This window comes from Chelatococcus albus (assembly GCF_030067675.1).
GTDB lineage: Bacteria > Pseudomonadota > Alphaproteobacteria > Rhizobiales > Beijerinckiaceae > Chelatococcus_A > Chelatococcus_A albus.
On the sequence record NZ_JASJEV010000007.1, the window covers coordinates 20306 to 34061 of the forward strand.

Sequence of the window (13756 nt, forward strand, 5' to 3'; positions counted from 1 at the left end):
CCCTCTCCCTCCTGCTCCTCTCCTCGTGCCGGCCGGTCCCCACCCGGCCGGCTTCTTTTTGGGTGCCTCATGCCGCGCGCCTCCCGGCGACCGGGACGGCGCGGGCGAGAGGCCCGCGCGGGGAAACGCCCTCCGCCATCCACGGGCTTGATCTTGTTCTTGTTTTGTTCTTATCATGGTTCCCTCAACGGGTGCCGTGATGGACAGCGTCGTCGTTTCAACCACCTTGCGGGGCCGGGCCACGTCGCGGGGGCGCGAGCGGGATGCCGCGGTGGCGCACCTGCGCCGACTCCTGCCGCGGCTCGAGCACCTCGGCACGGCGGAACGGCCGGCCCTGCCCCTCGGCGTCGCCGCCGTCGACGCCTGCCTGCCGCGGGGAGGCCTCGCCGCCGATGCCCTGCACGAGATCGTGCCCGAGAGCTACGGCGACATGCCGGCAGCCTTCGGCTTCCTCGTCGCGCTCGCCGGCCGCCTGCTCGCGGCCCAGGCGCGGGCGGGGGATGAGGCGCAGGCGGCGCCGGAAGCGTGGGACGCCCCGCTCCTCCTCGTCGTTTCCGCCCGCGGCCTCGCCGACTGCGGCCGGCTCTACGGCCCCGGCCTGCAGACGCTCGGGCTCGATCCGGGGCGCCTCACGCTCGTCGAGGCGGGCGACGAGCGGGACGCCCTGTGGGCCCTGGAGGAGATCGCGACCGCCCGGGCCGCGCCCGTCGCGGCGGGTTGCCTCGGCGCCGATCTCGACCTCACGGCGAGCCGCCGCCTGCATCTGGCGGCGGGCACGGCCGGCCTGCCGCTCCTCCTCCTGCGCCCGCGCGGCGCCGAGCCGGCGAGCGCGGCGGCGACGCGCTGGCGCATCGCGGCCGCGGCCGCCGGGCGCGACCGCTTCGGCTCTCTCCGGCGGCCGCGCTGGCGGGCGGCGCTCGCACGCTGCCGCAACGGGCATCCCGGGGCATGGGTGTTGGAGTTCGATCATGCCGCGCATCGTTTCGGTCTGGTTTCCGCGCTGGCCGATCACGCGCTTCCTGCAGGCGCAGGCGCGCGTTCCGCCGCGGGACCGGCGTGACCCGGTCGACCCCGCCCTGCCCTTCATCCTCTCGGTCGAGGGCAGCGGCGGGCCGCGCATCGCCGCCGTCAATGCCGCCGGCGCGGCGCTGCGGCTCGCCGTCGGCGACACCCTCGCCGACGCGCGGGCGAAGGCCGGCGGGCTGCAGGTGCGCCCCGCCGACCCGGCTGCCGACGACGCGGCGCTCAACCGCCTCGCCCGCTGGGCGACGCGCTACACCCCCTCGGTCGCCCCCTGGAACGAGGAGAACGGCGCCGACGGCCTCTTCCTCGACGTCACCGGCGCCACGCATCTCCTCGGCGGCGAGGCGGGCCTGCTCGCCGACCTCGCCCGGCGCCTCGCCCGCTTCGGCCTGCCGGCCCGCCTCGCCCTCGCCGGCACGCCCGGCGCCGCCTGGGCCGTGGCGCATTACGGCGGCGGGGCCGAGGGGGCGGGCGCCGACGCCGCCTCGCCCGGCGTGATCGTGCCCAGCATGATCGTGCCTTCCGGCGCGGAGGCGCGCGCCCTCGCCCCCCTGCCCATCGCCGCCCTGCGCCTGCCGCCGGCGATGTGCACCACCCTGCGCCGTCTCGGCGTGAAGCGCGTCGCCGATCTCATGCGCAATCCGCGCGCCCCCTTCGCCACGCGCTTCGGCAAGGAGCTCCTCGCCCGCCTCGACCGGGCGCTGGGGTATCTGCCCGAGCCGATCTCCCCCCTCGGACCGGAGCCCGCCTACGGCGCCTGCCGCCAGCTCCTCGAGCCCATCGGCACGAAGGACGCCGTCGCCACGGTGGCAGAGGACCTGATGGGGGATCTCGCGCCGCAGCTCGCGCGCGACGGCGTCGGCGCCCGCATGCTCGCCCTCACCCTCTACCGCGTCGACGGGGGGACCTTCACGCTCGACATCGGACTTGCCGCCGCCACGCGCGACCCCCGCCATGTTGCGCGGCTCGCCGCCCTGCGGCTGGACGCCGCGGCGGAGACGGTCGACGCCGGCTTCGGCTTCGAGACCATCCGCCTCGATGCAACCGCCGTCGAACCCGTGCCGGAGCTCTCCCGGGCGCTCGTGGCGACGGGCGACCGCACGGCGATGCGGGAACGCCACACCCGCCTCGTCGACGCACTGCGCCAGCGCCTCGGCCCGGGCAGCGTGCGGCGGCTCTGGCCGGTCGAGAGCTTCGTGCCCGAGCGGGCCGTCCGCGCCCGCCCCGCCGGCGGCGAGGCCCCGGCGTGGCCGCGGCCGCGGACCGACCGGGCACGGCCGCTCCTCCTCCTGCCGCGGGCGGAGCCTGCGGAGGTCCTCGCCCTCGTGCCCGAGGGCCCGCCGCGGCGCTTCCGCTGGCGCGGCGTGTCGCACCGCGTCGCCGGAGTGCAGGGGCCGGAGCGCATCGCTGCCGAATGGTGGCACGCCCCCGGCGCGACGCGGGACTATTACGTCGTCGAGGACGAGGCGGGGCGGCGCTTCTGGCTCTATCGCGAGGGCCTCTACGGCCGCGAGACGGATGCGCCGCGCTGGTTCGTGCACGGCCTGTTCGGGTGAGGAGGAGGCCATGCACATCCCCGCCGCCCCGGCCTATGCCGAGCTCGCCGTGACGACGAACTTCTCCTTCCTGCGCGGCGCCTCGCACCCGCAGGAATACGTGCGTACGGCCCACGCGCTCGGCCTTTCCGCCATCGGCATTGCCGACCGCAACAGCCTCGCCGGCATCGTGCGCGCCCATGCCGAGGCCAAGCGCTGCGGCATCAGGCTCCTCGTCGGGGCGCGCCTCGTCACCACAGACGGCTTCGAGGCGATCGCCTATCCGATCGACCGCGCGGCCTACGGCCGCCTTTGCCGGCTCCTGAGCGCGGCCAACACGCGCGTCAGGGACGGGGAGAAGGGCGTGTGCCGCATCGCCTTCGCCGACATCCTCGAGGCGAGCGACGGCCAGGTGTTCATCGCCATGCCGCCGGAGGAGACGGGCGGCCCCTTCGTCGAGCGCCTCGCCGCGCTCGCCGCCGCCGCGCCGGGGCGCACCTATCTCGGCGGCGTGCACCGCCATCGCGGCGACGAGCCGCGCCGCCTCGGCCTCCTCGCCGAACTCGGCGTGCGGACGGGCGCTCCTCTCGTCGCCGTGGGCGACGTGCTCTACCACGATCCCGCCCGGCGGCCGCTGCAGGACGTGCTGACCTGCATCCGGGAGAAATGCACGATCCGCGAGGCGGGCTTCCGCCTCGAGGCCAATGCCGAGCGGCACCTGAAGCCGGCGGCGGAGATGGCGCGCCTCTTCGCCGGGCACCCGCAGGCGCTCGCGCGCACGGCCGAGATCGCGGCACTCTGCGACTTCTCGCTCGACGAGCTGAAATACGAATATCCGGACGAGCCCGTGCCGCCGGGCAAGACGCCGCGCGAGCACCTCTCCGACCTCGCCTGGGGGGGAGCGCGCTGGCGCTACGGCGCCCGGGTGCCGGACAAGGTCGCCCGTCTCCTCGACAGCGAGCTCGCCCTCATCGCCGAGCTCGGCTACGAGCGCTACTTCCTCACCATCTACGACGTCGTGCGCTACGCCGAGGCGCAGGGCATCCTGTGCCAGGGCCGCGGCTCGGCCGCCAACAGCGCCGTGTGCTACTGTCTCGGCATCACCGGCGTCGATCCGGACAAGAGCCAGCTCCTCTTCTCCCGCTTCCTGTCGCGCCAGCGCGGCGAGCCACCGGACATCGACGTCGACTTCGAGCACGAGCGGCGCGAGGAGGTGATACAGTATCTCTACCGGCGCTACGGGCGCCACCGCGCGGCGCTGTGTGCCACCGTCATCCACTACCGGCCGCGCAGCGCCGTGCGCGAGGTGGGCAAGGCGCTCGGCCTCACCCCGGACATCACGGCGGCGCTCGCCGACACGGTGTGGGGGAGCTGGGGCGAGGGCCTGTCGGACGCACAGATCCGCCAGGCCGGGCTCGACCCGGCCAATCCGGCCATCCGCCAGGCGGTCGATCTCGCGGGCGCGCTCGTCGGCTTCCCGCGACACCTGTCGCAGCACGTCGGCGGCTTCGTGCTGACGCGCCACCGCCTCGACGAGACGGTGCCCGTCTGCCACGCCGCCATGGCCGAGCGCACCGTCATCGAATGGGACAAGGACGACATCGACACCCTGGGCCTCATGAAGGTCGACGTGCTGGCGCTCGGCATGCTGAGCTGCATCCGCCGCGCCTTCGACCTGCTGCGGACGCACCACGGCCGCGACTTCCCCACCCTCGCCGACGTGCCGCGCGATGACGCGGCCGTCTACGAGATGCTGTCGCGGGCCGATTCCGTCGGCGTCTTCCAGGTCGAGAGCCGGGCGCAGATGTCCATGCTGCCGCGGCTCAGGCCGGCCAGGTTCTACGACCTCGTCATCGAGGTGGCGATCGTGCGCCCCGGCCCCATCCAGGGCGACATGGTGCATCCCTACCTGCGCCGGCGCGACCGCATCGAGCCCGTGCACTTTCCCTCGCCGCATCCCGACCACGGCCCGCCCGACGAACTGGAGCACGTCCTGAAGCGCACGCTCGGCGTGCCCCTGTTCCAGGAGCAGGCGATGCAGATCGCCATCACCGCCGCCGGCTTCACCGATGACGAGGCGGACGGCCTGAGACGCGCCATGGCCACCTTCCGCCACAACGGCACCGTGCATCTCTTCCGCGACAAGTTCATCGGCGGCATGGTCCGCCGTGGCTACGACCGGGCGTTCGCCGAGCGCTGCTTCGGCCAGATCGAGGGCTTCGGCGAGTACGGCTTTCCCGAGAGCCACGCGGCGAGCTTCGCGCTGCTCGTCTATGTCTCGGCCTGGATCAAGTGCCACTATCCGGAGGTCTTCTGCGCCGCCATCCTCAACAGCCAGCCCATGGGCTTCTACCAGCCGGCGCAGCTCGTGCGCGACGCGCGCGAGCATGGCGTCGTGGTGCTCGCGCCGGACGTCAACACGAGCGGCTGGGACTGCACGCTGGAGCCCGCCCCTCCCGGCGCCCGGCACGGCCTTGCCGTGCGGCTCGGCCTGCGCTTCGTCAAGGGGCTCAGCGGGGAGGAGATCGCCGAACGGCTCCTCGCCCGGCGCGGCAACGGCTTTGCGAGCATCGAGCGGCTCGCCGCCGCGACCGGCCTCTCCCGCCACGCACTGGAGCGGCTGGCGGAGGCGGACGCCTTCCGCTCGCTCGGGCTCGACCGGCGCGCGGCGCTGTGGGCCGTGCGTCGTCTCGACGAGGCGGGCTTCACGCGCGGCTTCACGCGCGGCGGTGCGGCGAAGGCGCCCGCCGCCCCCCTCCTCGACGCCTGTGCCATGGACGACCTTTTCCCGGAGGAGGCGGTCACCCTGCCCGACATGCCGCTCGGCGAGCACGTGGCGGAGGACTACCTCACCACGAGCCTCTCGCTGAAGGCGCATCCGTGCGTCTTCTTCCGCCCCATGCTCCGCCGCCTCGGTGCCGTGCGCAACGCCGAGCATCGCGACGCAGCGAACGTGCCGGACGGGGCGGAGGTGACGGTGGCGGGCCTCGTCCTCATGCGCCAGCGGCCGGGTACGGCGAAGGGCGTCGTCTTCATGACGCTCGAGGACGAGACGGGCATCGCCAACATCATCGTCTGGCGCAAGGCCTTCGACGCCAACCGGCGCATCGTCATGACCTCGCGCTTCCTCGCCGTGCGCGGCCGGCTGCAGCGCCAGGGCCTCGTGGTGCACGTGGTGGCGGAGCGCTTCACCGACCTGACGGACGAACTGCCGCGCCTGCGCGAGGGCTTCTCGCTGCCCATCGAGGCCCACGACCTGCACGGCCGCCCCGATCCGCGCCTCATCAAGAGCCGGGATTTCCACTGAGGCTGGAGGCGGCGGCCCCCCGCCGGCAGCCTCAGGCGGCCGGCGGGCAGGCGCCGCGCAGATCGCGGTTCCAGGGCATGCGCAGGAGGAGGCGGGCCATAGCGCAGAAGCCGGTGACGCCGGCGGTGATCAGCCCCGCGCCGACGAAGGCGGGCACGACGAGGAACCAGGGAGAGACGACGAGCCCGAGGAGCGAGCCGCCGAGGGCGAGCGCGCCGGCGGCGATCTGCACCTGCCGCTGCAGCTCGAGCGGCCGGCCGCGGTCGGCCGCGACGGGGAGCCCCGCCTTCTTCCAGGCGTCGAGGCCGCCCGCAAGGAGATAGACACCCGCTGCCCCGCGGGCCCTGGCGGCAAGGCGCGCGGCATTGCCCGCCGTGCGCGCACCGCTGCGGCAGAGGAAGATCACGGCCGCGCCCGGCGGCGGGGCGAACTCCGCCCGGTCGAGCAGCGACAGGGGCAGATGCCGGGCCCCGGGAATGCGCTCGCGCGCAAATTCATCCGCCTCGCGGATGTCGACGAGGAGGGCGCCGCCGTCGCAGAGGCGCCTGGCATCCGCCGGGGAGAGGACTGGAAGGGACATGCTGAACTCCCGCGGTCGGTGATCGGTCTCAGTGATCTTTCTCTGGCCGGCAATAGAGCCCGTGCAGCGTCGCGAACAGGTGCTCCACCCGGGGATCGGCGATGCGATACCAGAGCGTCTGGCTCTCCCGGCGATAGGTGACGACGCCCTCCTCCCGCATCCGCGCGAGGTGCTGGGAAAGCGCGGACTGCGACAGGCCCACCGCCTCCGCGAGCCTGCCCACGTTCGCCTCTCCCCACTCGACGAGCTTGCAGAGGATCATCAGGCGCCGCTCGTTGGCGAGGGCGCGCAGCATCCCGGCGACTTCCCGCGCCGTCCGCTCGAACGCCTCGATGTCGATCGTCTCGCTCACCGTCCATTCCATAAGGCATTACTAATTTAGCAATATCTAATGCACAGATCAAGCTCGCGCCGGCCCCCGCGAACGGGGCACGCGGGCGGGCCGGTCCATCGGCCGGGCATTCGTCGAGGAACCGCGAACAGGGCGAGCGATCCCGTGGCCGATGCCGCAACAGGGCGAGTGGCGGGCGCCTGTTCGCGCGCCCCGTCAGGCCGCCCGCCCCGCGCCTCACGCCGCGCGCAGAAATTCCTCCACCGCGGCGCGCCTCGGCATGGGAGCCACGGCGCCGTGGCCAAGGGTGGAGAGGGCGGCGGCGCCGTTGGCGTAGGTTGCGGCGGCGAAGGGGTCGCCGCAGCGCAGCCATTCGGCGAGAAAGGCGCCGCCGAAGGTGTCGCCCGCGCCGGTGGCGTCGACCGCCTTCACCGGCTTGCCGGGCACGACGCGGCGCTCGCCCGGCACGGCGATCATCGTGCCCTCCTTGCCGAGCGTCAGCGCCACGATGCGGCAGCCGAGCCCGAGATAGAAATCGCAGACGTCCTCGGGGCGCTCGAGGCCCGTGAGCGCGCGCGCGTCGTCGAGGCCGGGGCGCGCGATGTCCGACATCGCCACCGCGGCGTGGATGACCGCACGCGCCCGGTCGAGCGGCCACAGGCGCAGGCGCAGGTTGGTGTCGTAGCTCACCGTCACGCCCTTGGCCCTGGCATGGCGGATGGCGGCGAAGACCGCGTCGCAGGCCGAGGTCGAGATGGCCTGGCTGATGCCAGAGACGTGCAGGACCCTGGCTGAACCGATTAGATCGAGCGGAACCTCCGCCGGCGTCACGAGGCTCGCCGCCGACCCGGCGCGGTAATAGCTGAAGACGTGTCCCTCGGGGCCGTAGCCGATGAAATAGATGCCCGTGCGCTCGCCCGCCCTGACCTCGACCGTCGAGCGGTCGATGCCCTCCGCGTCCCAGAGCTTCATGAAGTCGCGGCCGAAGGCATCGTCGCCCACCGCCGTGAACACGGCGACCTTCGCGCCCTGGCGCGCCGCCGCCACGGCGACGTTGGAGGTGTCGCCGCCGAAGCCCGGCAGGTAGAGCTTCTCCCCTCCCCGTTCCACCTCGGCGAATTCCATCAACGGCTCGCCGAAGGCGACGATGTCGAACGCGCTCATCAAGGGTCCTCCGCGACAATCCGAAGCCCTCTACGCCAGCGCCGCGCCGGCGCCAAGAGGCCACCTCCACCGACGCCACCTCCACCGACGCCACCTGCAGCGAGGCCGCCCACAGCGGCCGCGCCCGCTCGCCCAGGAACCCGGGCCTGCCCGGGTTCCGTCTGTCGCGCAGGGCCGGCTCCGGCGGCCCCTCGCGGCTTCCGGGGTGGCAGGGCAAGGTTCGCGCGGGAGCCATCCCCCTCATCCCGCCGTCATACAGCTGCCATGCTGGCAAGCGAGAGGGCGCGGAAACGGCGCAAGCCGCTTCCCAGCCGGGCTGCTGTCGCTCTAACGTCGGGCGGCGCGGCGGCCACCGGCGCGCGAGAAGACGAAACGGGGCGAAAGGGACAGGCCATGACGACGAGGATCACCCGCCGCGATGCACTCAAGACCGGCGCGGCCGCTGCGGCGCTTGGGCTGGTGCCGGGGCCGCTCCTCGCCCAGGAAGGCCCGCGCCTGAAGCTCAGGCTCCTCGAGACGACGGACCTGCACGTCAACGTCTTCCCTTACGATTATTACCGCGACAAGCCGGACGACACCGTGGGCCTCGCCAAGACCGCGGCCCTCATCAAGGCGGCGCGGGCCGAGGCGAAGAACACGCTCCTCTTCGACAACGGCGACCTCATCCAGGGCAGCCCCCTCGGCGACTACATGGCCTACAAGAAGGGCATGAAGGCCGGCGACGTGCACCCCATCGTCGCCGCCATGAACGAGCTCGACTACGTCTGCACCACGCTCGGCAACCACGAGTTCAACTACGGCCTGAGCTACCTCGGCTTCTCGCTCGCCACCGCCAAGTTCCCCGCCGTCTGCGCCAATGTGCTGAAGCCCGAGGGCACCACCCTCGTCAGACCGTGGCTCATCGTCGAGCGCGAGGTGACGGACGAGGCGGGGGCGACGCACAAGCTCAAGATCGGCGTCATCGGCTTCGTGCCGCCGCAGATCATGCAATGGGACAAGGCCCATCTCGAAGGCCGGGTGACGACGACCGACATCGTCGATGCCGCACGCCGTTACCTGCCGGAGCTGAAGGCGCAGAGGCCAGACCTCGTCGTGGCCTTGTGCCACTCGGGCATCGCCGGGGGCGAGCGCAAGGGCGGCGAGGAGAACGCGGCGCTCCACCTCGCCCAGGTGCCGGGCATCGACGTCATCATGACCGGCCACCAGCACCGCGTCTTCCCCGGCAAGGACTTCGAGGGCATCCCCGGCGTCGATGCCAGGCGCGGCACGCTCCACGGCGTGCCGGCGGTGATGGCCGGCTTCTGGGGCAGCCACCTCGGCGTCGTCGACCTCGACCTCGAGAAGACGGCCGCGGGCTGGAAGGTCGCCGGCTTCAAGGTGGAGGCGCGGCCGATCTACGAGCGCAAGGACCGCACCATCGTGCCCAGGGTGGAGGCGGAGGCCGCCGTCCTTGCCACGGTGAGGGGCGACCACGAGGCGACGCTCGGCTACGTGCGCCAGCCGGTGGGCGAGACGAAGGCGCCGATCAACTCCTATTTCGCGCTCGTCGCCGACGACCCTTCCGTGCAGATCGTCAGCCAGGCGCAGCTCTGGTACGTCAGCACCATCGCCGCCACCATGCCGGAACTCAAGGACCTGCCCGTGCTCTCGGCGGCGGCGCCCTTCAAGTCCGGCGGGCGCGGCGGGCCGGACTACTACACCGACATCAAGCCCGGCCCCGTCGCCATCAAGGACGTGGCGGACATCTACCTCTATCCGAACACCGTGCGCGCGGTGAAGGTGACGGGGGCGGAGGTGCGCGAGTGGCTGGAGCGCTCGGCCGGCATCTTCCGGCGCATCGACCCGGGCAAGACGGAGGAGCAGCCGCTCGTCGACCCCGCCTTCCCCGCCTACAACTTCGACGTCATCGACGGCGTCAGCTACCGCATCGACGTGACGCAGCCCTCGCGCTACGACGCCGACGGCAGGCTCGTGGCGCCCGAGGCGCGGCGCATCCTCGACCTCACCTTCCGCGGCCAGCCCATCGACGACCGGCAGCTCTTCCTCGTCGCCACCAACAACTACCGCGCCGGCGGCGGCGGCCATTTCCCGGGCAACGACGGCAGGACCATCGTCATCGAGGCGCCCGACACGAACCGCGACGTCATCGTGCGCTACATCGTGGAGCAGAAGGTCATCAACCCGTCCGCCGATGGCAACTGGCGTTTCGCCCCCGTGCCGGCGAGCGCCAACGTCACCTTCCTCACCTCGCCCAACGCCACCAGGGCGATCCCCGCGGGCGTCAAGGCGACACCCGCGGGGGACGGGCCGGACGGCTTCCTGAAGTTCCGGCTCGACCTGTCGGCCTGACGGGCTTCTGCCCAAAGGGAGGGCGCCCCGCTCAGGAAACGAGCATCAGGGCGCCGGCAACCGCCACCGCGGTGCCCGCAAGGCGCGGCAGGGCGACAAGGGTGGCGGTGCCGGCGCCGCGCGCGAAGACGAGCGCGAGCGCGAGCCCCGCGCCGTGCAGAAGCGCGGTGGCGGCGATGAAGCCCGCGCCATAGGCCGCCGCGCCCGCGCCGGCGGCCATCTCGGCCCCGTGGGCGTGGCCGTGGAAGAGGGCGAAGACGGCGCACAGCGCCGTGCCCAGGGCGAGCGGCAGGCCAGAGCTTTCTCCGCCGAAGTGGAGACCGGTTCGGCCAAGAACCGAAGGTCCGCGCCAGCGAACATGCGCTCGCCCTGAATGGATGGACACATGTTCCGTTGAATCGGAAGATGCTACGGGGCGTGCCGCCACCGCCGCACCGAGCACCAGCACCGAGAGGCCGATGCCCGCCTCCACCGCCGGCAGGGCGACGCCGCCCGCCCCGAGCGCCCCGCCCGCCGCCATGAAGGCGAGGAAGGCGACGGGATAGGCGAAGACGGCGCGCCCGCCCACCGTGCCGGCCCACAGGCCGACGGTCACCATGGCGAGCACGTGGTCGAGCCCGCCGAAGGGATGGGTGAAGCCGTCCAGGGCACTCGCGACGCCGCTCGCGCCCGTATGCGCCAGGGCGGGCGTCGCCGCGAGCGCGAGAACGGCGGCGGCGATGGAACGGACGGACGTCATGACGATCCCCCTCATGTCAGTCTTCTCGTGCGGACGGGCAAAGCAAATCCGGTGCCGCGGCGGGGTGGAGGGAACGGGGTGCAGGTGGCACCGCCGCCGGCCCGCCCGCCCGCGCCAAGGGTCCCCTCTCTTCGCCGGGGAGAGGTGATTTCAGTGCCCCATCTGCAAGCATCGCCCCCACGACGGGCGCCCCTCACCGCGCCGCCAGGCCGCCGGCGTTGAGGACGAAGTCCACCACGGCGTCGACGCCCTCGCCGCTGCGCACGTTGGTGAAGACGAAGGGGCGCTCGCCGCGCATGAGCCTGGCGTCGCGTTCCATCACGGAAAGATCCGCGCCGACATAAGGGGCGAGGTCGATCTTGTTGACGACGAGGAGGTCCGAGCGGGTGATGCCGGGCCCCCCCTTGCGCGGGATCTTCTCGCCGCCGGAGACGTCGATGACATAGATCGTCAGATCGGCGAGCTCGGGCGAAAAGGTGGCGGCGAGATTGTCGCCGCCCGACTCGATGAGCACGAGATCGAGCGCGGGAAAGCGCCGCGTCATGGTCTCGACGGCGGCGAGGTTGATGGAGGCGTCCTCGCGGATCGCCGTATGCGGGCAGCCGCCGGTTTCCACGCCCATGATTCGCTCGGGCGGCAGGGCGCCGACCCGCGTCAGGATCTCGGCGTCCTCCTTCGTGTAGATGTCGTTGGTGATGGCGCAGAGGTCGAAGCGGCCGGACAGGCGCTTGCACAGGGCCTCCATCAGCGCCGTCTTGCCGGAGCCGACGGGGCCACCGATGCCGACGCGCAGGGGGCCGTGGGGCGAACGGGTCATCATCATCTCCTGACCATCCGAGCGGGCGCGGATGCGCGCCCGAGAAACACTGCGGTCATCCCGGGGGGCGCGACTTCCGGCCGTCATGATCTGAACAGCCTCGTATACTGCGTCTCGTGGCGCAGCGCCGCCATGTCCGAGCGGAAGGCGGCGCCGCCGAGATCGTCGAGCGTAGCGGCACAGCCCGCGGCGGCCGCGGCACCGACGGCCGGCACGAGGGCGGCGGTGACGCGCTGCCCGTCCGTCTGCCCGACGACGCCGAGGCGCACGGCCGCCGAGACGAGATTGGCGACGAAGGCAAGAAGGAAGGCCTCGAGCGTCGCCTCGAGGGCCACGCAGTGGCCGGCGGCGGCGACGCCGACGGCGACCGGATAGGCGACATCGCCGGCGAGCGCTTGCGCCAGACCGTCGAAGGCGGCGCAGGGCCAGGCCTTGCGGGCCGTGAGCAGGAAGGCGTTGCCCTGGGTCGTCGTTTCGAGATGCCGCTCGCGGCTCGCGGCGAGCGCCAGCGCGAGTTCCGCCACCCGGGCAAGGGCCGGTGCATCGCCCGCGGCCGCCGCCCGATGCGCCTCGGCGAGGAGGATCGCGTCGTTGACGGGCGCGCCATGGGCAAGGAGGTCGGCGAGCCAGGCTTCGAGGCTCGCCGCGTCGCGCACGTCGCCCGCCTCCGCCGCCCATTCGAGCCCGTGCGAATAGGCGAAGGCGCCAACCGGAAAGGCCGGCGACAGCCAGACGAAGAGCGGCAGGTGCGCGCCGGAACCCGTCATCGGCCCCCTGCCGTCGCAGCGCGGTGGGATCGCATCCTGTTCCGTCGCCCCGTCATCGCGGAAGCCGCGTCGGCAACTGTCCGCCTTCGCCCGTCCTCCCCGGCTCCTCGCTGCGCTCGGCCCCGGGATGACGGTCGGGGGTTCCCCGCGCGAACCTCTCCCTCATTCGTGGTGATGACCGCAGCCGCAGGCGCCGTGGTCATGGGTGTGATGCCCGTGCGCGTGGTGCTCATGGCCGTGGTGGCCATGCCCCTGATGCGCGTGGGCGTGCCCGCCGTGGGTGTGCCCGTGGTCGTGGCCGTGCGCGTGATCGTGGGCGCCGTGGTCGTAGGCGCCGCGCTCGGGGCGGAAGGGGCGCGTCACCGGGGTGGCAGAGCAGCCCTGGCCGCGCACCATCTCGGCGAGCACGTGGTCCTCGGCGATGTAGATGGCGTCCGCCGTGATCTCGGCGGGCGTGTGGCGGTTGCCGATGTGCCAGGCGACGCGCAGGAGGCGCAGCGGGTTCTCGGCGCGGATCTCGATGAGCCGCTCGGGCGCGGCCCTGACGGCGACGAGGCGCCCGTCCTCGAGCTTCACGGCGTCGCCGTCGTCGAGCAGGGTCGCCCTGTCGAGGTCGAGCAGGAATTCGAGCCCGCCGTCGCCCGTGAGCGCGATGCGGCGGCGCAAGCGGCCCTCGTGGTCGAGCGTCACCGTGTCGGCGACGCGCTCGGGCCTGACGGCCGGCTTGCGGACGATGGATGTGGCGCGGAGCATGAAAGACTGTCCTTTCGCTCGGAGCCGCTCAGCGGAGGTTGCGGCCGTCAAAGGGGGTCAGGGTGAGGCCGGCGAGGTCCACCCCGTCGAGGCAGCGGACATTGACGGCGCGCATGGGTGAGCCGTCGGGCATCGCCCCCTCGGCGAAGGGCTCGACGCCGCATTGGCCGCAGAAGCGGTGACGGATGCGCATGGTGTTGAAGCGGTAGTCCTTCAGCGCCTCCTCGCCCGCCGTCAGCGTGAAGCGCTCCGCCGGCACGAAGCTGAGGAGAAGCCCGTGCCTGGAGCAGATCGAGCAGTTGCAGGAGATGACCTGTGCGAGGTCCGTCTCCACCGAGAAGCGCACGGCCCCGCAATGGCACCGCCCGTCGAAACGCGTCATGGAGAATCT

The 13756-nt window shown here is 72.7% G+C and carries 12 protein-coding genes; 4 read left to right on the plus strand and 8 right to left on the minus strand.

Annotation, left to right across the window (positions count from 1 at the left end; translation table 11 throughout):
• The first annotated feature begins 199 nt into the window (after window positions 1–199).
• The 3 genes from QNA08_RS12045 to QNA08_RS12055 are packed head-to-tail and all read left to right on the plus strand — an operon-like array spanning window position 200 to window position 5865.
• Complete coding sequence (locus tag QNA08_RS12045; protein ID WP_283740968.1) at window positions 200–1060, plus strand: ImuA family protein; 861 nt, start codon at window positions 200–202, stop codon at window positions 1058–1060.
• On the plus strand, window positions 969–2579 hold the full coding sequence (locus QNA08_RS12050; protein ID WP_283740969.1) for a DUF6504 family protein: 1611 nt from the start codon (window positions 969–971) through the stop codon (window positions 2577–2579). The genes QNA08_RS12045 and QNA08_RS12050 overlap by 92 nt, the downstream gene beginning before the upstream one ends.
• A gap of 10 nt (window positions 2580–2589) precedes the next feature.
• Window positions 2590–5865 carry an error-prone DNA polymerase gene (locus tag QNA08_RS12055; protein WP_283740970.1) on the plus strand — a complete coding sequence of 1092 codons (3276 nt, stop codon included), beginning with the start codon at window positions 2590–2592 and terminating at the stop codon, window positions 5863–5865.
• Between the two features lie 31 nt (window positions 5866–5896).
• On the opposite strand, the gene QNA08_RS12060 is transcribed toward QNA08_RS12055, so the two are convergent.
• From QNA08_RS12060 to QNA08_RS12070, 3 genes are all read right to left on the minus strand, one after another.
• Window positions 5897–6445, minus strand: a complete 549-nt coding sequence (locus QNA08_RS12060; protein WP_283740971.1) for a rhodanese-like domain-containing protein — start codon at window positions 6443–6445, stop codon at window positions 5897–5899.
• Window positions 6446–6473: 28 nt separating this feature from the next.
• Window positions 6474–6740, minus strand: a complete 267-nt coding sequence (locus tag QNA08_RS12065) for an ArsR/SmtB family transcription factor (RefSeq protein ID WP_283741196.1) — start codon at window positions 6738–6740, stop codon at window positions 6474–6476.
• A 273-nt stretch (window positions 6741–7013) separates the two neighbouring features.
• Window positions 7014–7940, minus strand: a complete 927-nt coding sequence (locus QNA08_RS12070) for a sugar kinase (RefSeq protein WP_283740972.1) — start codon at window positions 7938–7940, stop codon at window positions 7014–7016.
• A 393-nt stretch (window positions 7941–8333) separates the two neighbouring features.
• Here QNA08_RS12070 and QNA08_RS12075 point away from each other — a divergent pair, with 393 nt between their 5' ends.
• On the plus strand, window positions 8334–10289 hold the full coding sequence (locus QNA08_RS12075) for a bifunctional 2',3'-cyclic-nucleotide 2'-phosphodiesterase/3'-nucleotidase (protein ID WP_283740973.1): 1956 nt from the start codon (window positions 8334–8336) through the stop codon (window positions 10287–10289).
• Window positions 10290–10320: 31 nt separating this feature from the next.
• Here QNA08_RS12075 and QNA08_RS12080 read toward each other — a convergent pair whose 3' ends face one another.
• The 5 genes from QNA08_RS12080 to QNA08_RS12100 form a co-directional block, all read right to left on the minus strand.
• Window positions 10321–11028 (minus strand): HupE/UreJ family protein, encoded by a 708-nt coding sequence (locus QNA08_RS12080; protein ID WP_283740974.1) that lies wholly within the window; start codon window positions 11026–11028, stop codon window positions 10321–10323.
• Between the two features lie 193 nt (window positions 11029–11221).
• The gene (ureG, locus tag QNA08_RS12085) at window positions 11222–11845 is read right to left on the minus strand and encodes an urease accessory protein UreG (protein ID WP_283740975.1); all 624 of its coding nucleotides are present in this window, start codon (window positions 11843–11845) and stop codon (window positions 11222–11224) included.
• A gap of 83 nt (window positions 11846–11928) precedes the next feature.
• A complete protein-coding gene (locus QNA08_RS12090; RefSeq protein WP_283740976.1) occupies window positions 11929–12612 on the minus strand; it encodes an urease accessory protein UreF in 684 nt (227 codons plus the stop codon).
• A gap of 162 nt (window positions 12613–12774) precedes the next feature.
• The gene (gene ureE / locus QNA08_RS12095; protein WP_283740977.1) at window positions 12775–13365 is read right to left on the minus strand and encodes an urease accessory protein UreE; all 591 of its coding nucleotides are present in this window, start codon (window positions 13363–13365) and stop codon (window positions 12775–12777) included.
• Window positions 13366–13393: 28 nt separating this feature from the next.
• The gene (locus QNA08_RS12100) at window positions 13394–13747 is read right to left on the minus strand and encodes a GFA family protein (RefSeq protein ID WP_283740978.1); all 354 of its coding nucleotides are present in this window, start codon (window positions 13745–13747) and stop codon (window positions 13394–13396) included.
• Window positions 13748–13756: the final 9 nt, after the last annotated feature.